At 74.2% G+C, this 26,230-nt stretch carries 27 protein-coding genes, 1 tRNA gene and 1 pseudogene; 8 read left to right on the forward strand and 21 right to left on the reverse strand.

All coding sequences use genetic code 11. The features are described 5' to 3' along the window. Positions 1 to 42 precede the first annotated feature (42 nt). Positions 43 to 1,893: a PA domain-containing protein gene (locus tag ACYVQV_RS10800; RefSeq protein ID WP_461023286.1), complete on the reverse strand. Its 1,851-nt coding sequence runs from the start codon at positions 1,891 to 1,893 to the stop codon at positions 43 to 45. Positions 1,894 to 2,070: 177 nt separating this feature from the next. Between ACYVQV_RS10800 and ACYVQV_RS10805 the strand changes: the two genes are divergently transcribed. Both ACYVQV_RS10805 and ACYVQV_RS10810 read left to right on the forward strand, forming a co-directional pair. Next, positions 2,071 to 2,325 carry an SHOCT domain-containing protein gene (locus tag ACYVQV_RS10805; RefSeq protein ID WP_461023320.1) on the forward strand — a complete coding sequence of 85 codons (255 nt, stop codon included), beginning with the start codon at positions 2,071 to 2,073 and terminating at the stop codon, positions 2,323 to 2,325. Between the two features lie 115 nt (positions 2,326 to 2,440). Beyond that, a complete protein-coding gene (locus tag ACYVQV_RS10810; RefSeq protein WP_461023287.1) occupies positions 2,441 to 3,100 on the forward strand; it encodes a DUF305 domain-containing protein in 660 nt (219 codons plus the stop codon). Between the two features lie 22 nt (positions 3,101 to 3,122). Here the strand turns inward: ACYVQV_RS10810 and ACYVQV_RS10815 are convergent, their stop codons facing one another. The 10 genes from ACYVQV_RS10815 to ACYVQV_RS10860 all read right to left on the reverse strand — a co-directional run bounded on the left by ACYVQV_RS10815 (position 3,123) and on the right by ACYVQV_RS10860 (position 13,265). Further along, the gene (locus ACYVQV_RS10815) at positions 3,123 to 4,241 is read right to left on the reverse strand and encodes a sensor histidine kinase (protein ID WP_461023288.1); all 1,119 of its coding nucleotides are present in this window, start codon (positions 4,239 to 4,241) and stop codon (positions 3,123 to 3,125) included. After that, positions 4,238 to 5,005 (reverse strand): response regulator, encoded by a 768-nt coding sequence (locus ACYVQV_RS10820; RefSeq protein WP_461023289.1) that lies wholly within the window; start codon positions 5,003 to 5,005, stop codon positions 4,238 to 4,240. The genes ACYVQV_RS10815 and ACYVQV_RS10820 overlap by 4 nt, the downstream gene beginning before the upstream one ends. A 94-nt stretch (positions 5,006 to 5,099) precedes the next feature. After that, the gene (locus ACYVQV_RS10825) at positions 5,100 to 6,524 is read right to left on the reverse strand and encodes an NADH-quinone oxidoreductase subunit N (RefSeq protein ID WP_461023290.1); all 1,425 of its coding nucleotides are present in this window, start codon (positions 6,522 to 6,524) and stop codon (positions 5,100 to 5,102) included. Further along, positions 6,521 to 8,017: a complex I subunit 4 family protein gene (locus ACYVQV_RS10830; protein ID WP_461023321.1), complete on the reverse strand. Its 1,497-nt coding sequence runs from the start codon at positions 8,015 to 8,017 to the stop codon at positions 6,521 to 6,523. The genes ACYVQV_RS10825 and ACYVQV_RS10830 overlap by 4 nt, the downstream gene beginning before the upstream one ends. A 10-nt stretch (positions 8,018 to 8,027) precedes the next feature. Next, positions 8,028 to 9,953 (reverse strand): proton-conducting transporter transmembrane domain-containing protein, encoded by a 1,926-nt coding sequence (locus tag ACYVQV_RS10835; RefSeq protein WP_461023291.1) that lies wholly within the window; start codon positions 9,951 to 9,953, stop codon positions 8,028 to 8,030. After that, positions 9,950 to 10,255 carry an NADH-quinone oxidoreductase subunit NuoK gene (locus ACYVQV_RS10840; RefSeq protein WP_461023292.1) on the reverse strand — a complete coding sequence of 102 codons (306 nt, stop codon included), beginning with the start codon at positions 10,253 to 10,255 and terminating at the stop codon, positions 9,950 to 9,952. Before ACYVQV_RS10840 ends, ACYVQV_RS10835 begins: the two co-directional genes overlap by 4 nt. Then, a complete protein-coding gene (locus tag ACYVQV_RS10845) occupies positions 10,252 to 10,818 on the reverse strand; it encodes an NADH-quinone oxidoreductase subunit J (protein ID WP_461023293.1) in 567 nt (188 codons plus the stop codon). Before ACYVQV_RS10845 ends, ACYVQV_RS10840 begins: the two co-directional genes overlap by 4 nt. Next, positions 10,818 to 11,756, reverse strand: a complete 939-nt coding sequence (locus ACYVQV_RS10850; RefSeq protein ID WP_461023294.1) for an NADH-quinone oxidoreductase subunit H — start codon at positions 11,754 to 11,756, stop codon at positions 10,818 to 10,820. The genes ACYVQV_RS10845 and ACYVQV_RS10850 overlap by 1 nt, the downstream gene beginning before the upstream one ends. A 1-nt stretch (position 11,757) precedes the next feature. Beyond that, complete coding sequence (locus ACYVQV_RS10855; protein WP_461023295.1) at positions 11,758 to 12,933, reverse strand: hypothetical protein; 1,176 nt, start codon at positions 12,931 to 12,933, stop codon at positions 11,758 to 11,760. After that, on the reverse strand, positions 12,924 to 13,265 hold the full coding sequence (locus ACYVQV_RS10860; protein WP_461023296.1) for an NADH-quinone oxidoreductase subunit A: 342 nt from the start codon (positions 13,263 to 13,265) through the stop codon (positions 12,924 to 12,926). Before ACYVQV_RS10860 ends, ACYVQV_RS10855 begins: the two co-directional genes overlap by 10 nt. Before the next feature lie 250 nt (positions 13,266 to 13,515). On the opposite strand from ACYVQV_RS10860, the gene ACYVQV_RS10865 reads away from it, so the two are divergent. Beyond that, a complete protein-coding gene (locus ACYVQV_RS10865; protein ID WP_461023297.1) occupies positions 13,516 to 14,088 on the forward strand; it encodes a flavodoxin family protein in 573 nt (190 codons plus the stop codon). A 23-nt stretch (positions 14,089 to 14,111) separates the two neighbouring features. Here the strand turns inward: ACYVQV_RS10865 and ACYVQV_RS10870 are convergent, their stop codons facing one another. The 5 genes from ACYVQV_RS10870 to ACYVQV_RS10890 all read right to left on the reverse strand — a co-directional run bounded on the left by ACYVQV_RS10870 (position 14,112) and on the right by ACYVQV_RS10890 (position 17,484). Beyond that, positions 14,112 to 14,465 carry a hypothetical protein gene (locus ACYVQV_RS10870; protein ID WP_461023298.1) on the reverse strand — a complete coding sequence of 118 codons (354 nt, stop codon included), beginning with the start codon at positions 14,463 to 14,465 and terminating at the stop codon, positions 14,112 to 14,114. After that, entirely contained in the window at positions 14,462 to 16,174 is a 1,713-nt protein-coding gene (locus ACYVQV_RS10875) for a hypothetical protein (RefSeq protein WP_461023299.1), read from the reverse strand. The genes ACYVQV_RS10870 and ACYVQV_RS10875 overlap by 4 nt, the downstream gene beginning before the upstream one ends. A gap of 207 nt (positions 16,175 to 16,381) precedes the next feature. Continuing rightward, positions 16,382 to 16,454 (reverse strand) — tRNA-Thr (locus tag ACYVQV_RS10880). 217 nt (positions 16,455 to 16,671) lie between these two features. Further along, the gene (locus ACYVQV_RS10885) at positions 16,672 to 17,070 is read right to left on the reverse strand and encodes a hypothetical protein (RefSeq protein WP_461023300.1); all 399 of its coding nucleotides are present in this window, start codon (positions 17,068 to 17,070) and stop codon (positions 16,672 to 16,674) included. 252 nt (positions 17,071 to 17,322) lie between these two features. Then, positions 17,323 to 17,484: a hypothetical protein gene (locus ACYVQV_RS10890; RefSeq protein WP_461023301.1), complete on the reverse strand. Its 162-nt coding sequence runs from the start codon at positions 17,482 to 17,484 to the stop codon at positions 17,323 to 17,325. A gap of 161 nt (positions 17,485 to 17,645) precedes the next feature. Between ACYVQV_RS10890 and ACYVQV_RS10895 the strand changes: the two genes are divergently transcribed. The 3 genes from ACYVQV_RS10895 (at position 17,646) to ACYVQV_RS10905 (ending at position 21,152) form a co-directional block, all read left to right on the forward strand. Then, positions 17,646 to 18,980 (forward strand): amidohydrolase family protein, encoded by a 1,335-nt coding sequence (locus ACYVQV_RS10895; protein WP_461023302.1) that lies wholly within the window; start codon positions 17,646 to 17,648, stop codon positions 18,978 to 18,980. A gap of 84 nt (positions 18,981 to 19,064) precedes the next feature. Continuing rightward, the gene (locus ACYVQV_RS10900) at positions 19,065 to 20,204 is read left to right on the forward strand and encodes a serine hydrolase domain-containing protein (protein WP_461023303.1); all 1,140 of its coding nucleotides are present in this window, start codon (positions 19,065 to 19,067) and stop codon (positions 20,202 to 20,204) included. A 330-nt stretch (positions 20,205 to 20,534) separates the two neighbouring features. Continuing rightward, the gene (locus tag ACYVQV_RS10905) at positions 20,535 to 21,152 is read left to right on the forward strand and encodes a hypothetical protein (RefSeq protein WP_461023304.1); all 618 of its coding nucleotides are present in this window, start codon (positions 20,535 to 20,537) and stop codon (positions 21,150 to 21,152) included. Positions 21,153 to 21,164: 12 nt separating this feature from the next. Here ACYVQV_RS10905 and ACYVQV_RS10910 read toward each other — a convergent pair whose 3' ends face one another. After that, positions 21,165 to 21,383, reverse strand: a complete 219-nt coding sequence (locus tag ACYVQV_RS10910; protein WP_461023305.1) for a hypothetical protein — start codon at positions 21,381 to 21,383, stop codon at positions 21,165 to 21,167. Then, positions 21,380 to 23,071: an FAD-binding dehydrogenase gene (locus ACYVQV_RS10915; RefSeq protein WP_461023322.1), complete on the reverse strand. Its 1,692-nt coding sequence runs from the start codon at positions 23,069 to 23,071 to the stop codon at positions 21,380 to 21,382. The genes ACYVQV_RS10910 and ACYVQV_RS10915 overlap by 4 nt, the downstream gene beginning before the upstream one ends. Before the next feature lie 269 nt (positions 23,072 to 23,340). On the opposite strand from ACYVQV_RS10915, the gene ACYVQV_RS10920 reads away from it, so the two are divergent. Further along, on the forward strand, positions 23,341 to 23,871 hold the full coding sequence (locus ACYVQV_RS10920; protein WP_461023306.1) for a hypothetical protein: 531 nt from the start codon (positions 23,341 to 23,343) through the stop codon (positions 23,869 to 23,871). A gap of 31 nt (positions 23,872 to 23,902) precedes the next feature. Here the strand turns inward: ACYVQV_RS10920 and ACYVQV_RS10925 are convergent, their stop codons facing one another. From ACYVQV_RS10925 to ACYVQV_RS10935, 3 genes are read right to left on the reverse strand one after another with little or no spacing between them, the layout of a single operon-like run. Further along, positions 23,903 to 24,064, reverse strand: coding sequence for a hypothetical protein (locus tag ACYVQV_RS10925; RefSeq protein WP_461023307.1), 162 nt, complete (start codon positions 24,062 to 24,064; stop codon positions 23,903 to 23,905). A 25-nt stretch (positions 24,065 to 24,089) separates the two neighbouring features. Next, complete coding sequence (locus ACYVQV_RS10930) at positions 24,090 to 24,554, reverse strand: CPBP family glutamic-type intramembrane protease (RefSeq protein ID WP_461023308.1); 465 nt, start codon at positions 24,552 to 24,554, stop codon at positions 24,090 to 24,092. 60 nt (positions 24,555 to 24,614) lie between these two features. Next, on the reverse strand, positions 24,615 to 25,781 hold the full coding sequence (locus tag ACYVQV_RS10935; protein WP_461023309.1) for an acyl-CoA dehydrogenase family protein: 1,167 nt from the start codon (positions 25,779 to 25,781) through the stop codon (positions 24,615 to 24,617). A 153-nt stretch (positions 25,782 to 25,934) separates the two neighbouring features. Here ACYVQV_RS10935 and ACYVQV_RS10940 point away from each other — a divergent pair. After that, a pseudogene (locus ACYVQV_RS10940) lies at positions 25,935 to 26,230 on the forward strand (aromatic ring-opening dioxygenase LigA); the annotation flags it as partial.

A 26,230-nucleotide genomic window follows, 5' to 3' on the forward strand; every position in this document is an offset into this window, starting at 1 on the left:
TCCCCCGCCCAGCGGACGGGGGACCGGGCCGGCGGCACGCGCCTACGGCGTGTACTGGAAGACGTAGAGCCCGAAGTCGCGGTCACTGGCCAGGACGTACGTCTGGCCGTCACGCTGGTACGTCTCGACGCCCCAGAAGTTGTTGCCTCCCTCGTCGATGAAGGCCCCCACCTCCGTCATGCCGTTCCTCCCGTACTGCACGACCCGCAGGCCCGCGGCGTAGTACGACAGGTACGCCAGCGGCTTGCGCGGGTCGATCGCCACCTCGTGCACCGACAGGTCGCCGTAGCCGGTCGCGAACGCCGGGTCCTGCGACTCCTCGACGGCGTAGGTGTCGATCTGGGTGATCGACCCCTCACCGTGCTTGGGGTGGCGCGGGACGTCCGTCTCGAAGAGGCGCACGTAACCCCAGCCGTCGAAGACCGCCTCGATGGTGGTGGCGGCCGCCGTGTCCCGGGCGGGCGTGGCGGTCTCGCACGCGAGGTCCTGCGCGCCGAGCAGCTGCAGGCCCGTCGTCCGGCTGACGAACACGAACGGCACGTCGCCCTCGGCGGCCATCGAGACCAGGCCGTCGCAACCGGCGGCGTTGTTGAACACGATGCCGGCCTCGTACCCGGCCGCCGTGATGTTCTCGAGCTTCGTCTGGAACGTGCAGGCGCCGCGCTCGACGAGGGCCACGCCGGACCCGGCGGGCAGGGGCTCGCAGGCCAGCCCGACGGACGTGGGCTCGCCGCTGATCGTCGTGCCCTCGGTGATCGCGGGCGTGCCGCTCGCCTGCACCGCGACGTACTCGGTGCCCGCGTAGGGGCCGCTGGTGATGGTGGCCGTCACCCGGTAGGGGTTGAAGTCCTCGTCCGTGCCGATCAGGTACTTGCGGTTGGGCGACAGCTCGGACTGGTGCGCGTTGCCCTCCGGGGAGATCTCGTGACCACGTGCGAGCCGCTCCTCGTCCAGCTCGGCGTAGTCGCTCTCCGCGATCACCGTGACCTGGCCCGGACGGGGGTCGGTGACGTCGAGCAGGACGTAGCCGCCGTCCCAGTAGTTCATCGTCATGACGTAGCGCGCGCCGACGCGAACGACCGTCATGTCGTGGCTGAAGATCGACGTGAGGTTGGCCGGCGAGTCCTGGTCGACGCCGAAGAGCTCCACCAGGTCGAGGGTGTCGTTGACCATCACCGGGTTCGCCGGGTCGGTGATGTCCATGATGTCGACGTCGGCGGTCTCCTCGTTGTCGACGAGGACGACGTAGGTCTTCTTGTCCTTGTGGCTCGACCAGGCGTACATGCTGTGCACGGTGTTCGCGGTCGGGCCGCCGTCCTTGTCACCGGCGTGCAGGGCGAGCGGCTCCGCGGCGGTGGGGTCGGTGACGTCCCAGAGGCTGATGCCGCCGGACGTCCCGGGCTCCGGCGCCGCGCCGGGGCAGGTCTCGTTCTGGTGGATCAGGACGTCCCGGCCACCGATCTCGATGACCTGGATGCCCTCGCCGACGTACGAGCCGGGGCTCGTCGGGATGAACGCCTCGGTCAGCTCGACCGGGGCGCTCAGGTCGGAGATGTCCATGACGTGCACGCCGGTGGCCTCGCAGGTCGGCTCGCGGAACGCCGTCAGGTAGGCGTAGTCGCCGTACGCGTAGACGTCGGCGACCCGCCCGGTCGTCCCGTCGCCGCTGGGGTTCGTGACCCCGCCCTTGCCGACGACCGTGACGTTCTCCTGCAGCGGCGCGAGGTGGCCCTCGTCCCCGTCGTGCTGCTTGTCGCCGCCGTCGACGACACCTTCTCCAGGGAACTGCTCCCGGCCCCCGCCGGCGTGGTCCGGGTGCGCCGAGGCGATCCCGGGTGCGACGACCAGACTCGTGGCGAGCGCGAGCGCCGTCGCTCGTGCACGTGTGCGCATGGTGGTTTCCCATCTGTGGGGGACGACCGCTTTTGACGGTCGGGCGTGACGGTAATCACACCCGACGGGTGCGACCACGGACGGGGGCAGGCTTCATCAGATCTTGACCCGATGCGCTGGGTGGCCTCCGTCGGTCGCGACGACGCTGGAGCCGGACCGGAGGTGGTGGTTGCCGTGATGGGTTGGTACGGCGGTGGCGCCGGGTGGGCGATGATGATCGGCAACGTCCTGGTGCTCGCGCTGCTCATCGGCGTCGTGGTGTGGGCCGTGACCCGGGTGGCGCCCGGTGGCCCGGGTTGGCCGGAGCGCGGCGAGCCCAGCGCCCGGGAGGTGCTGGACCGGCGCCTGGCGAGCGGCGAGATCGACGTGGCCACGCACCGGGCGCTGGTCGAGGAGCTGAGTCGGCCCGGTCGCGCGGTCGGGCCGGGGTGACGGCACGTCGGCATGACGCCGACTTCATCCGATCTTGACCGTTCGACCACGGTCGTCCCGGTACGTCCCGGGCACGGTGGGGACGTCGACCGTCCCCGTCTCCCGGAGGAGCTCCATGTCCGTCCCACGCCGCACCGTCCCGCGCCGCACCGTCCCGCGCCGCAGCGCGCTCGTCGCCGTCGCCCTCCTCGGCTCGGTCGTCCTGAGCGCCTGCGGGGACGGCGAGGACGCCGGTACCGCACCAGAGGCGTCGACCACGCAGACCCAGGACGCCGGGGACGCCGGCACCGCTGACCACGCAGAGGCCGACGTCGCCTTCGCCCAGGGGATGATCCCGCACCACGCCCAGGCGATCGAGATGAGCGACGTGGTGCTGGGCAAGGACGGCGTCGACGAGCGCGTGCTGGCGCTCGCCGAGGCGATCAAGGTCGCCCAGGGCCCGGAGATCGACCGGATGACCAACTGGCTGGAGGAGTGGGGCGCCGAGGTCCCGGACACCTCCGACCTCACCGGGATGGACCACTCCGCGATGGGCCACGGCGGCGGCGGGATGATGAGCGCGGAGGACATGATGGCGCTCGGGGACGCCGACGGCGACGACGCGTCCCGGCTCTTCCTGCAGCAGATGATCATGCACCACCGGGGTGCGCTGGTGATGGCGGAGACCGAGCTGGAGCAGGGCCGGCACCCCGAGGCGGTCGAGCTCGCGCGCACGATCATCGACAGCCAGCAGGCGGAGATCGAGGAGATGGAGGCGCTGCTCGGCGAGCTGTGAGCGCCCGGTGGCGCGGGTCGGCTCAGACCCCGACCGGCGCCACCGGCAACCACACCCGGACCGTCGTCCCACGGCCCTCGCCGAGGCTCTCCGCCACGACGCGCCCCCCGTGCAGCTCCACGACCGCCCGGACGATCGCCAGGCCGATGCCCGCCCCACCGTGCAGCCGGTCCCGTGCCGCGTCCGCCCGGTAGAGGCGCTCGAAGACGTGCGGCAGGTGCTCGGCCGCGATGCCCGTCCCGGTGTCGCGCACGGCGATCTCGGCGCCCTCGCCCACCGGCGCAGCCCGCACGACGACGGATCCACCGGCAGGCGTGTGCCGCAGCGCGTTGTCGAGCAGGTTCCCGAGCACCTGCCCCAGGCGCTCCGGGTCGGCCCGCAGCGGCGGGAGCGGCTCGTGGACGTCGGCCGCCAGGTCGACGTGGCGCGCCGCAAAGGCGGGCCGGTGGACGGACACGGCACGGGTGACCAGGTCGTCGACCCGGACGTCGGCGAGCTCCAGCGACAGCAGGTGCTCCTCGGCGTTGGACACGGCGGCGACGTCGCGGGCCAGCGTCGCGAGCCGGTGGGTCTGGTCCCTCATCGCGGCCACGGCCTCCGGACCCAGCCGCACCACCCCGTCCTCCAGGGCCTCCAGGTACGCGTCGAGGGTGGCCACCGGGGTCCGCAGCTCGTGCGCGAGGTCCGACAGCAGGCGGCGGCGGGTGGTCTCGACCGATCCCAGCCGACCGGCCATCTCGTTGAAGGACCCGGCCAGCGCGTCGAACTCCGGGCCCAGGTCGGCAGCGGGGACGCGCGCGTCGTACCGGCCACCCGCCACCTCCTGCGCGACGCGGGCCACCGCATCCACCGAGCGACCGACGCGGCGGGTGACGTAGATGCTCACCACCAGGGCGGCGACCAGCGCGGCCAGCAGCGCGACCGAGAACGAGAGGACTGCCGCGGAGCGGAACGCCTCCTCGGCGTGGAGCAGGACGTCGCCGTCCTCGCGGGCGGCCCGCTCGAGGTGCTCGTGGAACAGCGGGGGTCCGACGACCGCCGCCACCAGCCAGGCCGTCAGCACCCCCGCGAGCACCACCAGCGCCATGGCGACCAGCAGGCGGGTCGCCAGGCGCGGGGCGGCCCGGCCGGGGCGGCTCACGACGACACCGTCGAGGTGCCCGCGGACTCGTGGCCGTCGCCCATCCGGTAGCCGATTCCGCGCACGGTGCGGATGAAGCGCGGCGCCGTCGCGTCGTCGCCGAGCTTGCGCCGCAGGTGACCCACGTGGACGTCGACGAGGTGCTCGTCCCCCACCCAGTTCTCGCCCCAGACCGCCTCGATCAGCCGTCGCCGGGTGAAGGCCAGGCGCGGCCGGGCGGACAGCGCCTCGAGCACGTCGAACTCCGTCCGCGTCAGGGGGACCGGCCGGCCGTCGACCCGGACCTCGCGACCGGCGGGGTCGATCACCAGCTCACCGAAGACCCTCGCCGGCTCCTCCGGCGGCGGGACCCTCGTCCCGGTGGCCCGGGGGCGTCGCATCATGGCCTGCACCCGGGCCACCAGCTCCCGCACGCTGAACGGCTTGGAGACGTAGTCGTCCGCCCCGACGGACAGCCCGACCAGGGTGTCGACCTCGTCGGCGCGGGCGGTGAGCATGACGACGTAGCAGTCGGAGAAGGTCCGCAGCCGGCGGCACACCTCGACGCCGTCGAGACCGGGTAGCCCGAGGTCGAGGACCACGACGTCCGGGTCGACCTCGCGCGCCCGCGCTACGGCCTCGACGCCGTCGTGCACCTGCTCGACCTCGAGGCCCGCGCGCTCGAGGTACGTCGCCACCAGGCCGGCGAGCGTCCGCTCGTCCTCCACCACCAGCGCCCGCTGGACCGCCGGAACGGGTGCTGCCCCGCGGTCGCCGTCCTGCATGCAGCCATGATGACCCGTCGGGCGGTCCCCGCTGCGGTCGGCGTGCGCCGCGCGAGGACCTTCAGCGAACCTTCACCGGCGAGGACCAGCCCCGTCAGAGCACGGCCCCGGTCCCCACGAGGAGACCGGCGACGAGGCCCACGACCACGGTCGCGACGGCACCCACGTGCAGCACCCCCTCGGCCGGGCCCGCCGTGCGGGGTCGCTGCCCCGCGACCCCGGGGGAGCGGTCCGTCACGGCGCGGGCGGCCGGGGCGATCCACCGCAGGTAGTAGAAGAGGCTGGCGACGGTGTTGAGCGCCCCCACCACGACCAGCCACCCCAGCCCGCCGTCCCCCGCGGCCGTGAAGACCGCGAGCTTGCCGACGAAGACCGCGGTGGGGGGTGTGCCCACCAGTCCCAGCAGCGCGACGACCAGGCTCACCACCACCCACGGGTGGCGGGTGGCCGTCGTCGTCCACTCGCCCAGCGTCCGCGCGCCCGGGAAGGTGGCGGCAGCCGAGAAGGCGGCGACGTTCGTGACCGCGTAGGCGACCAGGTAGGTCACCAGGGACGGCTCGGCGATCTGGGACCGGGCGGCGACGGCCACCGCCATCAGGAGGTAGCCGACCTGGCTGACCGTCGAGTACGCGAGCAGCCGGAGCAGCTCCTGCTGGCGGAAGGCCGCGAGGTTGCCGAGCGTCATGCTGGCGGTGGCGACGACGGCGACGACGAGCACCACGTCCACCGGCGACCCCGACAGCGGGTCGGCCAGCAGCCGGAAGGCTGCGGCCACCGCTCCCAGCTTCGGCACCGTGGTGACGTACGCCGCGACCGCGGGCGCCGTGCCTGCGGTCACGTCGGGCACCCAGAAGTGCACGGGAACGGCGCCGGCCTTGAACAGCACGCCGGTGAGCACCCCCAGCACCCCCACCGCGACGACGGCCGATGGCGCGGTCGGTGCCGCCGCGCGCACCTCCGCGTACCCCGTGCTGCCCGTCGCCAGCAGGAGCGTCGCGACGCCGACGAGCAGGACGACCCCCGACAGCGCACCCATCAGGTAGTACTTCAGCGTCGCCTCGGCGCCTCGCGCGTCCTGGACGAACCCGACGAGGGCGTACAGGGGGACGCTGGCCACCAGGTACGCGGCCACGAGGAGCAGCAGGTCGCTCGCCGCCGCGAGCGCGTTCGCGCCGACCGCGCCCAGGAGCGCGAGGACGTAGGCCTCGGTCTCCCGCCGGTGCCCGGAGAACCTGGCCCGGGCGAGCGCCACGAACCCGGCGGTGGCGACGACGACGCCCAGCCGGACGACGCGGGTGGTGGCGTCCACGGTCCACACCCCGTCGAACACGACGCGGTCGTCCCCGGCGACCGCGGCGGCACCGCTGGCCAGGAGCGCGACCCCGGCCACCACCGCGACCCGGCCCTGCCGGCGCTGCGGCGTCCACAGGCCCAGGAGCAGACCGCACACGGCTCCGGCGAGGAGCAGCATCTCGGGCAGGAGGGTGGCCCACTCCTCCTGGGTGGGACCACCGCTCACCGGGACACCAGGTCCACGGCGGCGACGGCGGCGGGCTCGACGAGGTCCAGCAGCGGACCCGGGACGAGGCCGATGAGGACGGACAGCGCGAGGAGCAGGACGACCGGCACCGTCTCGTGGGCGCGCAGGTCCGCGCCGGCGCCGCCGGGGTACGGCGCCGGCAGGAGACGCTCCCCCGCCAGCAGACGGCGGATCGCGAGCAGGAACAGGCCGGCCGTCACCAGGATGCCGGTGACCGCGACGACCGTCGGCACGGGCACCGCCTGCAGGGCGCCGGTGAAGACCTGGAACTCCGCGACGAAGCCGGACAGCCCGGGCAGGCCCAGGGAGCCGAAGGCTGCCAGGACGAAGAGCGCCGCGAACCGCGGCGACACGGCACCCAGCCCGCCCCACCGGCTGAACTCGTACGTCCCTCCACGGGACCACAGGAAGCCGGCGAGCAGGAACAGGGCCCCCGTGAGCAGCCCGTGGCTGACCATCTGGACGATCGCGCCGGCGGTCGCCACCTCGCGCGCGGCGGCGTCGGCCGTGCCGGTCATCCCGGCCGCCCCCAGCCCCAGCACGACGTACCCCATGTGGTTGACCGAGGTGTAGGCGATCATCCGCTTGGCGTCGGTCTGGGCGAGGGCGACCAGCGCCCCCCACACCACGCTGACGACGCCCAGGACGACGATGACGAGGGCCCAGCGCTGCCACGCGGACGGCAGCATCGGCATCGCGATCCGCACGAAGCCGTAGGTGCCCAGCTTGAGCAGGACGCCCGCGAGGACCGCCGAACCGGCGGCGGGGGCGTCGGTGTGGGCGTCCGGCAGCCACGTGTGGAACGGGAAGGTCGGCGTCTTCACCGCCAACCCCACGACGATCGCCAGCAGGACGAGCGACCCGGCGACGGGCGAGTCCTGCAGCGGGGGTTCGCGGGTCAGCTCCACCATGTCGAAGGTGCGTTCGTCCGAGCCGAGGAACAGGCCGATGAACCCGACGAGCAGGACGAGCGACCCGAGGAAGGTGTAGAGGAAGAACTTCAGGGCGCTGCGTTGGCGGTCGCCGTGGCCCCACCCGGCGATCACGAAGTACATCCCGACGATCGACAGGTCGAAGAAGACGAAGAAGAGGATGAGGTCGAGGGCGGCGAACGTCCCCAGCACCGTCGTCTGCAGGAAGAGGAACAGGGCGGTGTAGACCCGCGGCCGGTGCTGCTCGCGCAGGGACCACACCGCCGTGCCGAGGAAGAGCACGTTCGTCAGGGCGATGAGCGGCAGGGACAGGCCGTCGACGCCCACGTGGTAGCCGGCGTCCACGGTGTCGATCCACCGCGTGCGCACGTCGAAGGCGATCCCGTCCGCCGGGTCGTAGCGCCACCACACCCACGCCACCAGGGCCAGCTCGAGCGCGGTGACGCCCACCCACAGCGACGTGGCGGCGCGTTCGGCGGCGGGCAGCGCCAGCAGCAGCGCGGCGACGAGCGCCGGCAGCAGGACGACGACGGTCAGCAGCACGGGGACCTCACCTTCCGACCAGGAGCAGCAGGAGCAGCAGGCCGAGGCCCGCGACCGACATGGCGTAGTACTGGTGCAGCAGGCCGGTCTGCGGGCGCCGGGCAGCGGAACCCGCGGCGCCGAGGCCGCGCGCGAGCGACCGGACCGCGCCGTCGACGCGTCCCACGTCGACGCTGGTCACCGCGCGCGCGAGCGCCTCGGCGCCGCGCGCCGCTCCGGTGACGACACCGTCGAGACCGCGCTCGCCGACCCGCGACAGGACCGCGGCCCCAGCCCGGACGGAGGCGGGGACGGCGGTCACGACGCGGTCGACGACCGCCTCGTCGCACCACCTCGCCCACCGCGCGAGCACCGGCGCCGGGCTGCCGGACAGCAGGCCGGGCAGGCCCAGCCAGCCGTGCAGGACCGTCCCCTCGAGCCGCGCCAGCGCCCCGGGCCGGGCCAGCACGGTGGCCGTCACGGCGAGCGCCAGGACCCCCGACAGGACCAGCTCGGCCGGTGCCGGCGAGGCCTCCGCGGGGACGCCGAGCAGCCTCTTCGTCCAGGCGGCGACCGGCGGCAGCGCGACCGCGGCGAGCGCCACCGCCGCACCGGCCAGCACCGCGGCCACCGCCGTGCTCGTCCGCGGCACGCGCCGCGTCCCCCGGCGCTCGTCGTCGAGCGGCTCGGCGTGGGACGCGGGGGCGGTGGCCACCGCCAGGAGCTTGGCCGCGTAGGCCGCCGACAGCGCCGCCGCCGCCAGCGCGACGAGCCGCAGCCCGACGTCGTCCACGGACGCCAGCACCTCGTCCTTGGTGGCCCACAGCGCGAGCGGCGGCAGCCCGCCGAGGCTCAGCGCGGCGACGACGAACGCGGCACCCGTCCCCGGCGTGCGCCGGGCGGCGCCACGCAGCGCCGCGAGGCGCTTGGTGCCGAACGCGCCGAGCCAGGCGCCGGCGACGACGAACAACGCGGCCTTGACGGCGGCGTGCGCGACGAGGTGCGCGGTGCCGCCCGCCGTGCCGCCCACCCCCGCGGCGAGGACGACGAACCCGATCTGCGCGGCGGTGCTGGCCGCCAGCAGCTGCTTGAGGTCGCTCTGGGCGAGGGCGACCGCGCCGAGGACGAGGGCCGTGAGCGCCCCGGCCCAGGCGGTGACGGGCGCCGCCCACCCGGCCTCGCGCAGGAGGGGTTCGAGCCGCAGCAGCAGGTAGCCGCCCGCGGCGACCATCGTGGCCGAGTGGAGCAGGGCGCTGACCGCACTGGGACCGTGCATCGCGGCGGACAGCCACGCCGAGAACGGCAGCTGCGCGGACTTGCCCAGGGCGGTGACGAGCACCCCGGCCGCGGCGACGTGCAGCCACCCCCCGGTCGCGCGTTCCACGCCGTCGAGCGACAGGGTGCCGGCGCCGGCGAGCGCGGCGCCCGCCGCGACGTACAGGCCCAGGTCGCCGGCGCGCGTGGTGAGGAAGGCCGTGGTCGCTGCGGGCACCGTCGCGGCCTCTCGCCAGCGCAGCGCGATGAGTGCGTAGGAGGTGGCCCCCATCACCTCCCAGGACAGCAGGAGCGTCGGCAGCGTGGTCGCGGTGACGGTGACGAGCATGGCCCCCAGGAACAGCAGCATGAAGCCGGAGAACCGGGCGCGGGCGGCGTCCTCGGCCATGTCGGCGAGCGCGAACACCAGCACCGCGAGGCCCACGGCGGACACCGTCGTCACCATCACCGCGGACAGGCCGTCGACGGCGAGCCCGAGGTGTCCGCCGTCCACCAGCGCGAGGTACCGGGCGGTGAGCGCCGGGCGCCCCACCGCGACCGCGACCGCGAGGGGGACGCACACCGCGGCCACGCCGACGGCGACACCACCGGCCACCCGGTCGGCGCGGTGTCCCGCGAGCAGCAGCAGGGCGCCACCCAGGGCGGGCAGCAGCACCAGGAGGGCGAGGGCGGCGGTCACCCGCTCAGCTCCGTCGCGGAGTCGACGACGTCGACCTGGCGCACCCGGTAGATGGCGACGACCGCCGCGAAGCCCATGGCCATCTCCACCGCCATCAGGACGAGGGCGACGACGACGAGCACCTGGGCGTCCGGCACCTGGGGGCTGAGGAAGTACCAGCAGGCGCCGCCGGCCAGCATGACGCCGTTGACCACGAGCTCCAGCCCCATCATCACCATCACGACGGACTGCTGGGACAGCGCACCGAAGAGCCCGACGCCGACGAGGGCGGCCGCGACGGTGAGCACCACCTGGAGGGTCATCGCGGCAGCCCCCCGGGGACGGGGTCGTCCGGCCGGCGGCGGTCCAGGTCGGGACCGAGGCGGTCGTACCGGCCGCGGGAGGTCGTCAGCATCGTGCCGGCGACCATGGTGGCCAGCAGGGCGACGCCCACCACGATCATCACGAGCATGTGGGACCCCATCAGGGCCTCGCCGAGCTGCATGGTGCTGTCCGCGGGGACGTCGGTGCGCGGCGGCGGCCAGTCGACGGTCCAGATCCCCCACGTGAGGACGGCGAACGTCCCGCCGCCGACCGCGGCCGAGCCCCAGGTGTTGTGCACCATGGTCATCGGCATCAGCCCGGCCGGGTTCATCATGAACATGATCATGAAGACGACCATGATCGCCATCTCGATGGTCATCATCAGCGCCGTGACCAGCGCCAGGTAGGGCAGGTCCAGCACGAGGAGCATCCCCGCCACGGCGAGGAACGACCCCAGCAGGGCGAACGTGGCCCTGGCCATGGAGTCGACGACGAACACCAGCGCCCCGAGCACCACGGCGAGCAGCCCGAGCGCACCGAGCAGCAGGGTCGACGGCTCCATCAGTACACCCCCGACAGGGCGAGGACGGAGACCACGAGCGCCTGCAGGATGGTCGCGGGCACGAGCACCATCCACGCCACCTCCACGAACCGGTCCGGGCGCACCAGCGGGACCCGGTGCCCGAGCAGGACCAGAGCCGCCAGCACCGCGAGCGTCTTCAGCACGTGCCACACCGGTCCGGGCCACCACGGCCCGTCCCCACCGCCGAGGAACAGGGCGGCCCCCATCGCGGCCGCCGCCCCGAGGAAGACGTACCGGCCCAGGTGCACGAGGAGCCGGTCGGCGCCCGACAGGTCGGACAGGACGCCGCCGGCCGCGTCGACGGCGCCGGGAGCGGCGAACGGTCCCCAGAACGCGAACGCGGCGCTGCACACCATGAAGACGACGAACGCGACCGGCATGGTGACGACGAACCACCCCTCGCCCTGCGCCGCCACCACGTCGGTGGTCCGCAGCGAGCCGGCCGCGACACCCGCGGTGATGATGGTGAACATCAGCGGCAGCTCGTACGCCAGGCCCTGCGCCAGGAACCGGTAGGCGCCGACGAGCGAGTGGAAGGCGTTGGGCCCCCAGCCGACGAGCCACACCGCCGCCCACAGCAGCGCCTCGGCGGCGTTGAACCACACCAGGTCCGCGCTGGTGGAGACCAGCGTGCGGCCACCGACGGGGACGACCGCGACCGCCAGGAGCGCGAGGACCGGCACGGCGACCACACCGACGCGCAGCAGCAGCACGTCGGGACGCAGGGTGCGGCGCGGCTGGGTGAGCAGCAGCCGCGCGGCCTCGCGCGCCGGCGCCGTCGCGCCGCTCCCGCGCGCCAGCGAGTCCGCCACGACGGTCGTCGCGCCGAGCGCCACGGCGGCCGCCAGCACGAGGGCGACCGCGGGGGCCAGACCCCATGCCTCGGGGGAGGTCCCCAGGACCGCGCCGCCGCGCACGTCATCCACCGTGCAGCCCCCCGTCCACGCGGTGGTGGGAGCCCGCGCGGTGCGAGGCGTCCCGGGCTGTTCCCGGACGCAGGTCGAATCCCGCCACCACGAGCCGGGCCGCCGCCAGCTCGCACCCCTCGAGGAGGCGGCCGAGCGACGCCAGGTCCGTTGACGGCGGCTGCCCCCCGTCGCGGACGACGGCGCTCCAGCGCCGCACGCGGTCGGCGGCGTCCGTGCCGTCAGGGGCGACGCCGGCACCCCGGGCCGACCAGGCGAGCAGCCGGGACCCGCCGACCCGGGCCGTGACCCGCTCCGCGAGAGCGGGGGCACCGGGTTCGCCGGCCACCACGGCGTCTCGTGCCCGCCGGGCGCTGCGGGCAGCGCTCGGCCAGCCGGCCACGGTCGCCGTCCGCTGCAGCACGTCCAGCGCGACCGCCTCGACGGGGACGTCGTCCGCGCTCGCGTCGCTGGTCGAGGTGCCCTCGGGGTCGTGGTCGACCCAGGTGGCGTGCGGCCGGGTCAGGACGTCCCCCTGCCAGTGCCCCTCGACCACGAGGCCCGTCGGCCAGGCCGGGAGCCACGGGCCGAGGGCGACCACGAGCTCGTCCAGCTCGAGGCCGTCGCGGTCGGGTGCCGTGCCCGCCATCGCCAGCCCCGCGACGTCCATCCCGCCGTGGTCCATCCCGCCGTGGTCCATCCCGCCGTGGTCCATCCCCCCGTGGTCCATCCCCCCGTGGTCCATCCCCCCGTGGTCCATCCCCCCGTGGTCCATCCCCCCGTGGTCCATCCCCCCGTGGTCCATCCCGCCGGGGTCGTCGCCCCGGTCGGGCGCCGCGCGCCACGGGTCCTGGTCCTGCTCGGCGTCCGCGCCGGCGTCCCAGGCCGACAACCCGGGGACGGCGGCGTCCAGCGCCGTCCCGAGCCCGTCGACGTCCGGCACCCGCAGCAGCAGCCGCGGCCCGGGGACCTGGGTCCACAGCAGGCCCACCGCGGTCGAGAGGCCGGGTCCCGGGTGGCCGAGGACGAGGACGACGTCCGCGTCGGCCGCCGACGACGCGAACCTCCAGCCGCGGTGGTCAAGCGCGGCCTCGGCCGCCCAGCGCAGCAGTCGCGACCCCGGCGCGTCGACCAGCAGCACGGAGGGTCGGCCCAGCGCCCACCGCGACAACCGTCGCCTCAGCTCCACCGCAGGGCCCCCTCCCGCCAGGCGTAGACCACCCCGACGAAGAGGAGGGCGAGGAAGCCGAACATCTCCGCGACGGCGGACGCGCCCATGTCGGCGACCACGACGGCCCACGGGTACATGAAGACCATCTCCATGTCGAACGCGAGGAAGACGACGGTGACGGCGTACCAGCGGACGTGGAACCGGGAGACGGCGTGCTGGGTCGGAGGCGTGCCGGACTCGAACGGCAGGACGACCTGAGGCCCTCTGGCGACACGCAGCGCGGCGCCGGCGCCGTAGACGCCGGCCACCAGCGCGGCGGCGGCAGCGAGCAGCGCGACCGCTGCGCTCACGAGCTCGCGCCCGCCGTGTCGGAGGTCATCAGGCGACCCCATACCCCGTGCTCGCAGGAGCACCAGCGGCACGACGACGCTTCACGGAATCTTCATCACCGCACCCCGTCGGTGCCGGCGCCGCTCCGTGGTCGGGTTCTCGCACGTCGGGCGGCGAGCCGGCGCAGACCTGCGCCCCTGGCCGTGCTCGCGCCGGCCGGCGGACAGTGGACGGGTCGGATCGGAGGGGAGGGATCGCGGGGAGGCGACCATGGACGTGGCCGTGGTGTACGAGAGCATGTTCGGGATGACGCACGACGTCGCGGACGCCGTCGCGGAGGGGGTGAGGAGGGCCCGCCCGGACGCCCGGGTCGTGTGCCTGAGGGTGAGTGAGGCGACCGCGGACCGGCTCGGTTCACCCGACCTGCTCGTCGTCGGCGCCCCCACGCACATGCGAGGGATGCCGTCCTCGGTGAGCCGGAAGATCGCCGTGTCGATCGAGGAGAAGGCGGCCCACGGCGAGGGGCACCACCAGGGCCACGGCCTCGAGCCCGACCTCGAGGGGCCGGGGCTGCGCGACTGGTTCCACCAGCTGCCCAAGGCGACCAAGGGGCACCACGGTGCGGCGTTCGACACCCGGGGGGCCGGCGGACCGGTCGGTGGTGCGGCGCGAGGCATCGCGCACCGGCTGCACCGCCACGGCTACGAGCCGGTCGCCGAACCGGAGGGGTTCATCGTCGAGGGCGACGAGGGGCAGCTGCGACCCGGCGAGCGCGAGCGCGCCGCTGCGTGGGCGGCCGAGCTCGTCGGCCGGATGACGCCGCTCGGGCACGCGCCCGCCTGAGCGCCCGACGTCACTCGGCGACGTCAGTCGACGGCGAGGACCGACTCCACCGGGTGGATGCACGGCCCGGCCATGCTCGCCGCCTCCGGCGGGTCGCTCGGGTGCGGCGGCATCGCGCTCAGGAACGTGCCGGCCACCCTGACCCGCCGGCCGTCGAGTCGCGCGATCTCGTCCAGCGGACGGAAGTGGTCGTCGTACCCCCAGGCGCCGAGGTACGGCCCCTCCTCGCCGTCGAGCTCGATCACGACCTGCTGGGCGGGCGGCTGGCTGGCCGCCCGGAACGGCAGGGGGTCCCACACCCGGTAGGTGCCGACGACCTCGACCGTCTCGCCGTCGTGCGCGGCGCACTCGGCCATCGACGTGCACGTCGCGGTCACCGGTCGAACTCCACGGTCGTGTGGTACTCCGCGTCGTCCCAGGGCCGGTTGTCGCTCACCGGCGTGTACGGCGCGTCGAAGCCCAGGTGCGAGATGTCGTCGTCGGAGAACGTGTCGCTGTCGTAGACCTTCACCGTGATCTTCCCGTTGATGGGGAACAGCTTGTCCAGCGAGATCCAGAAGGTGTTCACGTCCCCGGAGCCCATCTCCATCTCGCCGGTCCGCGCCGTCCGCCCGGCGTGCGCGCACGTCACGTAGACCTCGTCCGTGCCCTCCTGGGCCGACACCACCTCCACCGTCACCTTGACCCAGCGGGTGCGGATCTCCGCCTCCAGGGCCATCTTCTCCGCCTGGTGGGCCGTGGCGCGGTAGCGCTCGATGGCCTTCGCGGTGGTCAGGGCCGCGGACGACGCGATGAACGGCGTGGGGTCGGGCGACGTCGCCGCGGCGATCGTCGTCCCCTTGCCCGGCCCGCCGACGCTCTCCCACTGGTCGTGCCACGTCTGCCCCGGCTTGGACGGCGGGCCGTACGTCGCGAAGTACCAGTGCTCGTCCTTCGCGGTGTAGCCCTCACCCTTCGTGTAGTTCTCGAAGGTGATGCGGTCGCCCCCGGCGACCATCACCACGCCGCCCCAGTGGAAGTTGAAGCCCGTCCCACCGAGCTCGTCGTCGCGGCGTCGGGTGAACGCCTCGCCCACCCCCGGCGCCGCGTAGCGGTTGATGCCGTGCTTCTTGTCGAAGGCGTCCTTGTCGGCGGGACTCAGGGCGTTGTACGCGGCGTGCGCGGCCGGCCCCGTCGACCCGAGCCCACCCCGGACGAAGATCTCGTCGCGGTAGTGGGCGGGGTTCTTGCTGGCGGCCGTCTCCTGGCGGTTGCCCGCGGCGTCCGTGAACTGGCCCCTGGGGGCGGTGTCGGTGCCCCAGGGCCCCTGCACCTCGCGCGCGGAGTACCCGCAGTCGGCGTAGAACTCCTCGTTGTCCTCGTCCGAGAGGATCTTGTACGTGGCCTTCACCGTGGACTTGGACCCGCTGCCGTCGGGTGCCAGCCCGCTGGGTCCGGCACCGCCCGGCCTGAGTCGGACCCCGGACTTCTTGGCCGCGAGCACCGCGTTGGACTCGACGATCAGCGCCGGGTCCGCGTACAGCGCGTGGGTGTCGGCGTCGGTGGTGACGGTCCGGCCCTGGTCGCCGACCTTCGCCCTGCCCCCGACGTGCCACTGCCCCGAGGCGACCTGGTCGGCCTCCGGGATCACCGTGTAGCTCCTGGACGCCGGCGCGACCCGCGCGCCGGACCGCCCGAGCAGACCCGAGGCCGGGGACCCCGCGCGGACGCTCACGGCGACGGCGTGCGCGTGGCCCTCCGCCCCCAACCCGAGGTCGTGGGTGAGGCCGGCGTGCTGGAGCTGGTGCGCCGACTCGTGGGCGGCCACCTCCAGCGGGGGCGTCGCCGACGCGAAGAACGTCGTGAGGCCGTCGGTGAAGGCCGGCACCCCCTTGGACCGGCAGGCCTCGGCGTCCAGGGCCGCGGTGCCCGGGATGGTCGTGCCCGTCGCCGCCTCGATCGTGGGTCGGTGCGGGAAGCCGATGGGGGACGGCGCGTGCTCGCCCTGCGCCTGCGGGGAGCCGGCGAGCAGGCGACCCACCGCCTGGTTGCCCGCGTGCCGCTGGAGGTCCAGGACCTGGGTCGTGACCGTGGTGCTGGCGCTCACCCGTGACGGTCGCTCGACGACCTGCTCGGGCGCAGGCGTCGGGCCTTCGTCGCGGTGCATCACCTGGCGCATGGCGGCCTCCCGGAGGATGCTCTCAACGGTAGGCACGGGTGGCGGCGCGAACAAGGACGTGGCGACTCGGCTGCCCGTTCGGGTAGTCGCCCGACGCGGGAGGAGGACGCACGACGGCGGCGAACCGGTGCGGGGAGCCGGCAGCGGGACTTGAACCCGCAACCTTCCGATTACAAGTCGGGTGCGCTACCAGTTGCGCCATGCCGGCGAGTGGGGGGGCTTCGATCGGGACGGACCGAGGGCGAGCACGACCTGACGTGCCCCTCACTCAACCGCCGAGCCTACCGGCCGCGCGTGCTGCGCGTGCCGCGGAATCGGTGTGGCCCCGGGCGGTGTGCGCCCGTCCATGGAGCAGGGTCCCAGAACCCAGTGCTCCGTGCCCCTCGCGGCAATCACCACTTGACGTGACACCGCGCACTGGGCGGCTATGTCCGCGACGCGCGTGACTCTTTGCGCCTGCGGAGATAGTTGGATAGCCCTGCACTGGCCAAGATGGCGGCCCCGGCGGTCGCTGCTGAGGCTGCCAGACCCGCCGGGACCGCGTCCCACGTGTCGGCGCCCCAGCTCTCCGCCACGATGTAGGTCGGGTCAACTGGGTCGTAGATGACCGCGACGCGGTCTCCGGCGCGCAATACGTTGTCCTCGGGCTCAAAGAACCTGGTGGTGAAGGTCTTCACGGTGTCGCCGTCAGGACCTGGGAAGCGCACCTCGAGCCGTGGCCACCGGCCGCCGGTGACGTCGGTGACGGTTGCCTCGACGACGACCCCGGAGGCTGCCATCCGCAGGGCGGCGGTGTACGTGGTGTGTGCGTCGTAGGTGGCCATCGCCGCGAGGACGGCGGCGATGGACGCGAGGACCGTCGCCAGCCGCGGGTGGAGGTCGTAGAGCAGATGACGCGAGGACCCAGTCCTGGCGCTGTGACGCGCTCGGTGCGCCCGGGCCGCTTTCCGCCCAGCGCGCGGGGTGTTGTCAGTCATCTCGCTGGAGATCGCCAGGGCACGAGCCTGAAGGGTAACCAGAGGCGCGTTGCATCGAGTTTCGCGTCGGGAGCATGCGCGTCACTGAACCGGCGAGGCTCACCCGCGGGCTGAGGACCTGCTCTGGAACCACCCCCAGGCCGCGGTGGCGACGAACAGCACCGCACCGATGACGAGGAGCCAGAACAACCCCTCGATGAGCGTGCCGAGCAGGGCCAGGACGAGCCAGACGACCAGGAGCAGCAGGATGATGCCCTTCATCCCCCCACCGTCCCAGAGCCGCCGACCGGGCGCCCGCCGAGTGGGGCCACCTGCACGGCCGCCGCGCGTCCCCCAACTGCCCGGTGACTGCCCGCCGGCCGGGGTTGTCGACCTGCCACCCCGGGGCTGCACTGGCGGGAACCCGCGAGCAGGGAGGCAGCATGTGCCTGCACGACCACGACGCCGTCCCGTCCCCACCGCCGGTCTCGAGGCGCAACGTCCTGACGGGCGCCGCCGTCCTGGCCGGGGCCACGGCCTCGGGTGTCGCCGGCGCGCCCTTCGCAGCAGCTGACGGGCCGGGTCACGGTCCCGGGCGCACTCCCCGGTACCCCGGCCGGCCGCCTGCCGTCGAGCCCCTGGTGCTGGCGGGCGGGGCGCTGCTGGACCCGCACACGGGTGACGTCACCGAGGACGCCGTCGTGGTGCTGGTCCGCGGCGAGGTCGCCGCCGCCGGGTCGCGCGACGCCGTCCGCGGCGTCCTGCGCCGGCTCGGCGGTGAGGCCCGGACGCTGGACGTGACCGGTCGCTGGGTCCTGCCGGGCCTGGTCGACGTGCACGTGCACCTCAACACCCTGGCCGCCGCGGACGGCGTGGTGCGGGCGGGGGCGACGACCGTGCGCAGCGGGTCGTCGTCGTTCTACCAGGACGTCGCCCTGGCCGAGCTGGCGCGGTGGGCGCCCGGACGCGCACCGCGGATGGCGCCGGCGGGCCTGTTCGTCAGCCCGGTGCTCGGTGACAGCGCCCTCGCCGACCCCGCGCTCGCACCGCTCGTGGGGCTCCCGGACGGCGTGCGCTCACCACGTGACCTCGCCTACCTCACCCGGGTGAACCTGGCCCGCGGGGCGACGGTGGTCAAGACGCGGGCCAACCCCCGCGCCGGTCTGCCCGAGCAGGACCCCACCGAGCTGGTCTACGACCGCGAGCAGCTGTCCGCCGTCGTTCACGCGGCGGGTCGGGCGGGCGTGCTCTGCCACGCCTACAGCGAGGAGGGCATCGACGGCGCAGTCCGGGCCGGCGTCCGCAGCATCGAGCACGGTGTCTTCGTCGGTGACGCGACCCTCGACGAGATGGCGCGCAGGCGCACCCGCTTCACCCCGACCACGGCGGCGATCGCGGGCCTGGCCGACTCCCCCGACCCGGTCCTCGCGGACCGGGGACGGCAGTACCTACCGGTCCTGCAGGCAGCGATCCGCGAGGCGCACGCCCGGGGCGTCACCGTCGTCGCGGGCACGGACACCTTCGACACGGCACTCGACCCGGTCGGCAAGGAGGTCAGGCTCCTCACCGAGGCCGGCCTGCCCACGCTCGAGGCGCTGCGCGGCGCGACGACGTACGCCGCTGACCTGCTGGGGTGGTCGCGGTCCGTCGGCCGGTTGGCCCGTGGGTACCGGGCGGACGTCGTCGTGGTGGATGGCGACCCACTGTCGGACCCGGCGACGCTCGAGACTCCCACCGTCGTCGTGGCGCAGGGGGTCGTCGTCCGCGACGACCGCTGACCTGGGACGTGCCCGGCAACGGGGCGGCGATGACTTCCCGGTCCGGGCGGAGTCGACCAGGGGACCCCAGCCCCAGGAGGACCCGTGGCCCGCTTCTCGCCCGTCGTCGACGTCCTCGAGGAGAGGGTCAGTCGGGGCGCGCTGCCCGGGTACGCCCTGGCCGTCCGGCACGCGGGACGGGTGCACCACGCCGTCGGCGGGTGCCTCGACCTGGACGGCGGGCGTCCCGTGCGGCCCCAGACCCCCTGGCGGCTGGCGTCCGTGACGAAGCTGTTCGCCGCCGTCCTCGCCGGCTCGCTGCTCGACTCCGGGGACCTGGACCGTTCCGCACCGCTCACGCGCTGGTTGCCCGAGCTCACCGACCCGTCGGTCCTGGTGTGCCGGCACGGCCCGCTGGACGACGCTCGCCCCGCACGCCGGGACGCCACCGTGGGTGACCTGCTGGCGTGCACCCCCGGGTTCGGTGGGGTCTGGGCCGACTGCCCGCTGTCGCAGGCGATGAACGAGCAGGGCCTCTCCCCCGGGCCGTTCGCTCCCGCCGTGGCACCCGACGAGTACCTGGCGCGGCTCGGGGCGCTCCCCCTCGCCGCGCAACCGGGGGCCGCGTGGCTCTACCACACGAGCAGCGACGTCCTCGGGGTCCTGCTCAGCCGCAGCACCGGGTGCACGGTCGGCGAGCTGCTCGACGAACGGGTCCTGCGGCCGCTGGGACTGCGTTCGGTCGCCTTCCACACCGACCCGTCCGCGCTCGGCCCGTCCTACCAGCCGGAGGGCGGCGCCTTCACCGTCATGGACCCGGCGGACGGTGTCTTCGCACGGCCCCCCGCCTTCGAGTCCCTCGCCGCCGGACTGGTCGCCACCGCGGACGACGTCCTGACGCTGTTGCGCGCCGTGGCGGACGGCGGCGGACAGGTGCTGACCCCCGGCACCGCGCGGTTGCTGGCCCAGCCGTCCACCGACCCCGGGGTGACCGGGGACGGCGGCGGGACGCTCGACGCGGGGCTCGCGTGGGCGCTGCACAACGGCGTCGTGGTGGGCGACGACGTGCCCGGTCGGCGTCCCGGCTCCTTCGGGTGGGACGGCGGCACGGGCACCACGGCGTGGGCCGACCCGTCGCGCGACCTCGTCGGCGTCGTCCTCAGCGCCCGGGGGTACGGCGACGACGAGGACGACGTGTGGGCGCTGTGGCCCCTGCTTGCACGGTGCGCCGACGGCTCGCGCTGAGAGCACGCGTCGACCCGGCCGCCGGTCCGCGGAGGCTGGCCGCAGCCAGCGTGCGAGTGGGTACTCTGCGCGGCCGTGACCCGACGCCTCGCACGGACTCTCGCAGCCCTCGCCCTGACCGCGGGGCTCGCCGGGTGCTAGGAGCCGGCGCCCGTCGCCGAACCCCGGTCCACGCCGACACGGGCGTCCGGCGAGCTGCCTGCCGGGTACGCCCCCGACGACCCGGCAGGCGCCGTCGGGCGGGCGTTGGAGTCGCTGGCGCAGCGGGGCCACGACCTCACCGAGGTGCGGGCGTCGAGGACCGGACGTGAGACCAGCACGGTGACCGCCGTGTACCGCTACACGACCGAGCCACCGTCGGGGACCGTCGACGTCACCGTCGTCGCCCCGGACACCACGCGCGAGGTACGACTCGGGTGGTGGGGCGGCCGGCGCCTGGTCGAGGCGCCCGAGAGCTGGGGGCAGACGGCGGGCGAGTGGTTCGACGTCGGCGACAGCGCACCCGGCACCATCGACGTCCCAGGGCTCAGCGCCCTGCCCGACGGCGTGGTCCCGTCCGCGACGGCGGCGGCCCTGGAGCAACGCAGCCGCCAGGCCTGGCTGCTGGACCACGACCCCGGAGGTTCCGAGTTCAGGTACGGGTCGAGCGTCCCCGCCGGTCCCTACCTCGCGGCCTTCGGCCCACCGGTCCAGCGACTCGACGAGGGCACCCGGACGCCGCTGGCCGAGTCCCTGCTACCCACCACGGTGGTCCTCGATCGTGCGGGCGGACTCGTCCAGGTCGAGGTGGACGCGACCCGGCTGCTGACGCTGGTCCTCTCCCTGACGACCTGGGAAGAAGGCGGCCTCGACGTCGAGTACCGCGTGACGCTCACCGTGCAGCCGTCCACCGGCCCGCCGCAGCTCCCGGACCCGAGGACGGTGCGTCCGCTGGCCGTGCCGGACTGATCGGGCCGGAGCTCAGTCCACCGACGCGCTGTCCGCATTCTCGACGAGGTCCGCACGGCACCGGGAGCAGGCGCTCGGGTCCGGGCCGATGCCGACGGCCACGAGGCCGCCGATCACCACCCCGAGCCAGAGCAGCGCCCCGGACCCGTCGGGTTCCGCCACGTAGGTCAGCGCGAGGCCGAGGCCCAGTCCGAGGAGGACGGCGATCCAGCGGCGCGCGGCGGCGTTCACGCTCGGACCGCCTCTGCCGCAGCGCGTCCAGCGACCCGCCCCGAGAACAGGCAGCCGCCGAGGAAGGTGCCCTCGAGGGCGTTGTAGCCCATCATCCCCCCGCCGCCGAAGCCGCTGACCTCACCGGCCGCGTACAGGCCGGGCAGCGGCTCGCCGGACGACGTCAGGCACCGCCCCTGCAGGTCCGTCTCCAGCCCGCCGAGGGTCTTGCGGGTCAGCACGTGCAGCCGGACGGCGATCAGCGGGCCGTTGCGCGGGTCGAGGAACTTGTGCGGGGCGGCCGTCCGGATCAGCCGGTCACCCCGGTGCCGACGGTGCTGGCGCAGGAACGTCACCTGCACGTCCTTGCTGAACGGGTTGTCCAGCTCCCGGTCCCGCGCCTCGACCACCCGCCGCAGCTCGGCGGGGTCGACGACAGCGCCGTCCCCGAGCCGGTTCATCCCCGCGACGAGGGTGTCCAGGTCGTCGGCGACGACGAAGTCCTCGCCGTGCTCCTTGAACGCCTCCACCGGCCCCGCCGCGCGCCCACCGCGCACGCGGCTGAGCAGCAGCTTCACGTCCTTGCCGGTCAGGTCGGGGTTCTGCTCCGACCCGGACAGGGCGAACTCCTTCTCGATGACCTTCTGCGTCAGCACGAACCACGAGTGGTCGTACCCGGTGCCGCGCAGGTACCTCAGGGTGCCGAGGGTGTCGAAACCCGGCAGGTACGGCGCCGGGAGCCGGCGTCCGGTCGCGTCCAGCCACAGCGACGACGGGCCGGGCAGGATCCGGATGCCGTGGTTGTCCCACACCGGGTCCCAGTTGCGCAGGCCCTCGACGTAGTGCCACATCCGGTCGGGGTTGATGATGCGCGCCCCGGCCTCGGAGGTGATCCGCAGCATCCGGCCGTCGACGTGCGCGGGGACGCCGGCCACCATGGTCCGCGGCGGCGTCCCGAGCCGCTCGGGCCACATCCGCCGCACCAGGTCGTGGTCGCCCCCGACCCCGCCGGACGTCACGACGACGGCCTGGGCGCGGACCTCGAAGTCCCCGACGACGGTGCGCGAGGAGGCCTTGCCTCGTTCGACGTCGCTCGGCTCGAGGACCGCACCCTGCACCCCGGTGACGACCCCGTCGGTGACCACCAGACCGTCCACCCGGTGGCGGAACCGCAGCTCGACCCGCCCGGACTCGCGGTGGGCACGCACGCGCCTGACGAAGGGCTCCAGCACGCCGGGACCGGTGCCCCAGGTGATGTGGAAGCGCGGGACGGAGTTGCCGTGCCCGTCGGCGCGGCCGTCGCCCCGTTCGGCCCAGCCGACGACGGGGAACACGCGGTGCCCCATGGAGCGCAGCCACGCGCGCTTCTCACCGCACGCGAAGTCGACGTACGCGCGGGCCCACTGCCGTGGCCAGTGGTCCTCCTCCCGGTCGAAGTGGGCGCTGCCCGTCCAGTCCTGCCAGGCCAGCTCGGCGGAGTCCCGGATACCCATCCGCCGCTGCTCGGGCGAGTCGATGAGGAACAGTCCTCCCAGGGACCAGAACGCCTGCCCGCCGAGGGACTGCTCCGGCTCCTGGTCGAGCACGACCACGCGCCGGCCGCGGTCCGCCGCCTCCGCGGCCGCCACCAACCCGGCCAGCCCGGCTCCCACCACGACGACGTCGGCGTCCACGGTCCTCCTCAGGTCCTCGGTCTGCTCGTCGGTCAGGTCCTCGGATCCTCGCGCCCGGGAGACCTCGCGACCGCGCAGCCTGCCACGCCGGGTGCTCGTGGACCAGGCCCAGCGACCGCCGACCCAGCCAGGGGACTGGACGTCGGCTGGGAGCCCCCTGGGAGGTGCGTCACGCCCCGGAGAACCGCGGGTCACGAAGACGCAACGGATCGAGCGCCCCGTGCTCGGCACCGCTCGCGGCGTCGCCGGACCCGTGGTCACGGTGGAGACGTCCACCACGACCCACCAAGCAGGAGGAGACGCCCATGAACCGCCCCAGCCGCCGCCACGTCCGCACCGCCGCGCTGCCCGGCGCCGTCGGTCTCGCGGCCGCTCTCGTCCTCACCGGCTGCGGGGACGACGAACCCGAGGACACCACCACCGACGTCACCCAGGAGGAGTCCGCCGACGAGGAGACCGGCTCCGAGCCCGAGGACGTGGACGACAACCCGGACGACGCCGCCGTGGAGACGGCCGAGGTGCTGGAGAACCCGGAGGAGTTCGAGGGCCAGGAGGTCGTCATCGCCGGCCAGGTCGACGAGACGGTCACCGAGTACATGTTCACCGTCTCCGAGGCGGAGGACCCCAACCAGTCCCTGCTGGTCCTGCACGACGGCAGCGCGGACGTCGAGGAGGCCGCGGACGTCGAGATCAACGGCCAGGTGCGCCAGAGCCTCGAGATCGGCGAGGCCGAGGCGTTCGTGGGGCAGGACGTCGACGACGCGGTCATCGGCACCTACGAGGGCGACGTCTACGTCCAGGCCTCCGAGGTGATGGTCACCGAACCCGCTCCGTGAGGCGCGACCGGCCGGTCCCCGCGCGGTGGCGTCACCGTCGCCCCGCGGGGACCGCCGGCCGACCACCCGCGTCCCGGCGGACCAGCACGCCCGCCAGGACCATGACGAGCACGGTGCTCAGCGCGGCGACCTCACCGCGCGTGGCCTCCGTCGCCGCGGTGAGGTTGTACGCCGTGTGCCAGGCAGCGACCACCAGGGCGCCGCGCGCCCGCGTGCACCTACGTGAGCACCACGGAGCCCGCCAGCAGGCCGACCGCCCACCCGGCGACCCCGAGGGGGCCGAGGTCACCGAAGGACTGCGACACGGCGAACAGCGGCAGGTGCCACAGCGTCCACGGGAACCAGACGCGCACGGCGGTCCCGAGCAGGTCGTGCCCACGTCCCAGACGGTCCGCGAGGAACCCCCGCCAACCCGTCTCCTCGCCGAAGCCGCTGACGAGCAGGGCCAGGACGACGACGGCCGCCGCGCCGTCGTCCGGCAGCCCCGGGTAGCGGCCGAACGCCGACCAGGGCGGGGCGCCGCGGCCGAGCACGACCGGGACGACGAGCGCCGCCGCCGGCCATCCCACGCCGGGGCGGACGACGTCGCCGCGCACGGCCATCGGCACCCACCACGCCCATGACCAGGCCAGGGCCAGCAGTACGAAGGCCGTGGCCGGGTGCCTTCGGACGACGTCCCTCACGATCCCAGGGTCGACGGGCGACCCGGCCGGCAACAGGGCAGGACGTCCCGGCGGGACGGGTCAGCGGAAGGCGGCGTGCCCCGTCAGCGCCTTGCCGACCACGAGCTGGTGCACCTCGGACGTGCCCTCGTAGGTGAGGACCGACTCGAGGTTGACCGCGTGCCGCATCACCGGGTGGTCGAGCGTGATCCCGGCGGCTCCCAGCACGGCCCGGCACTCGCGGGCGATGGCGATCGACTCGCGGACGCTGTTGAGCTTGCCGACGCTCACCTGCTCCGGCGTCAGGCCGGCGGTGTCCTTCAGCCGGCCGAGGTGCAGCGCCAGCAACCACCCCTTCCCCAGCTCGACCGCCATGTCCGCGAGCTTCGCCTGCGTCAGCTGGTAGGCCGCCAGCGGCTTGTCGAACACCGTTCGCTCAGCGCAGTAGGCCAGGGTGGTCGAGAGGCAGTCCCGCGCAGCCCCCAGGGCGCCGAAGACGATGCCGAAGCGCGCCTCGGACAGGCACGACAACGGTGCCGACAGCCCCACCGCCTCGGGCAGCCTCGCCGCGTCGGGGAGGCGGACGCCGTCCAGCACCAGCTCCGAGGTGACCGACGCCCGCAGGGACAGCTTGCGCGGGATCTCCGGGGCGGAGAACCCCGGCGAGCCGGTCGGCACGGCGAAGCCGCGGACGCCGTCGTCCGTGCGCGCCCACACCACCGCCACGTCGGCGACAGAGCCGTTGGTGATCCACATCTTCGTGCCGTCCAGGACCCAGTCGCCTCCGTCCCGGCGGGCGCGGGTGCGCATGGCGCCGGGGTCGGAGCCGGCGTCCGGTTCGGTCAGCCCGAAGCAGCCGATCGCCTCACCGGCGGCCATCCGCGGCAACCACTCCTGCTTCTGCTCCTCGGAGCCGTAGCGGTGGATCGCGAACATCGCCAGCGACCCCTGCACCGACACCAGGCTCCGCAGCCCGGAGTCACCGGCCTCCAGCTCGGCGCAGGCCAGCCCGTAGGCGGTCGCCGACGTCCCCGCGCAGCCGTACCCGTCCAGGTGCATGCCCATAACGCCCAGACCGCCGAGCTCGCGGGCCAGGTCGCGCACCGGCAGGCGGGCGTCCTCGAACCACCCGGCGACGTGCGGGCGGACCCGGTCGTCCACGAACCGGCGCACCGTGTCCCGGACGGCGCGCTCGTCGTCGTCCAGCAGCGAGTCGGCGGCGAGCAGGTCCAGGGGGGACGTCGGCATGGCGCCACCCTACGGACGTCGACGCGGCCGGTGAGGACCAACGTCCCGCGAGGTGGGGCCGTCCGGCACGTGGGTGGGACCCCCGGTCCACCCGAAGATCTCAGTGAACGGCGAGGACGCCGATCACCACCACGAAGGACATGGAGCCCCGCCATGAGCGCCACGATGGACCGCACCGCCACCACGACCACCACCGACAGCACCGGCGTCGTCCGGCTCCTGGCCATCCTGGTGGTGGTCGGCGGGATCATCCTGGCGATCGGTGGCGCCGCGACCTGGGGCATGGTGCAGACGTCCCTGGCCGACGAGAAGATCACGGTCGCCGAGGACGCGCAGTGGTTCGCCGGTGAGCCGGTCGACGGCCCGCTGACCGCCTACTCCCAGGCCGACATCATCGAGAAGCACGCCCTCGAGGGCGCCGACGGCATGACCTACGCCGAGCTGGACCG

This window comes from Thalassiella azotivora, assembly GCF_054781695.1.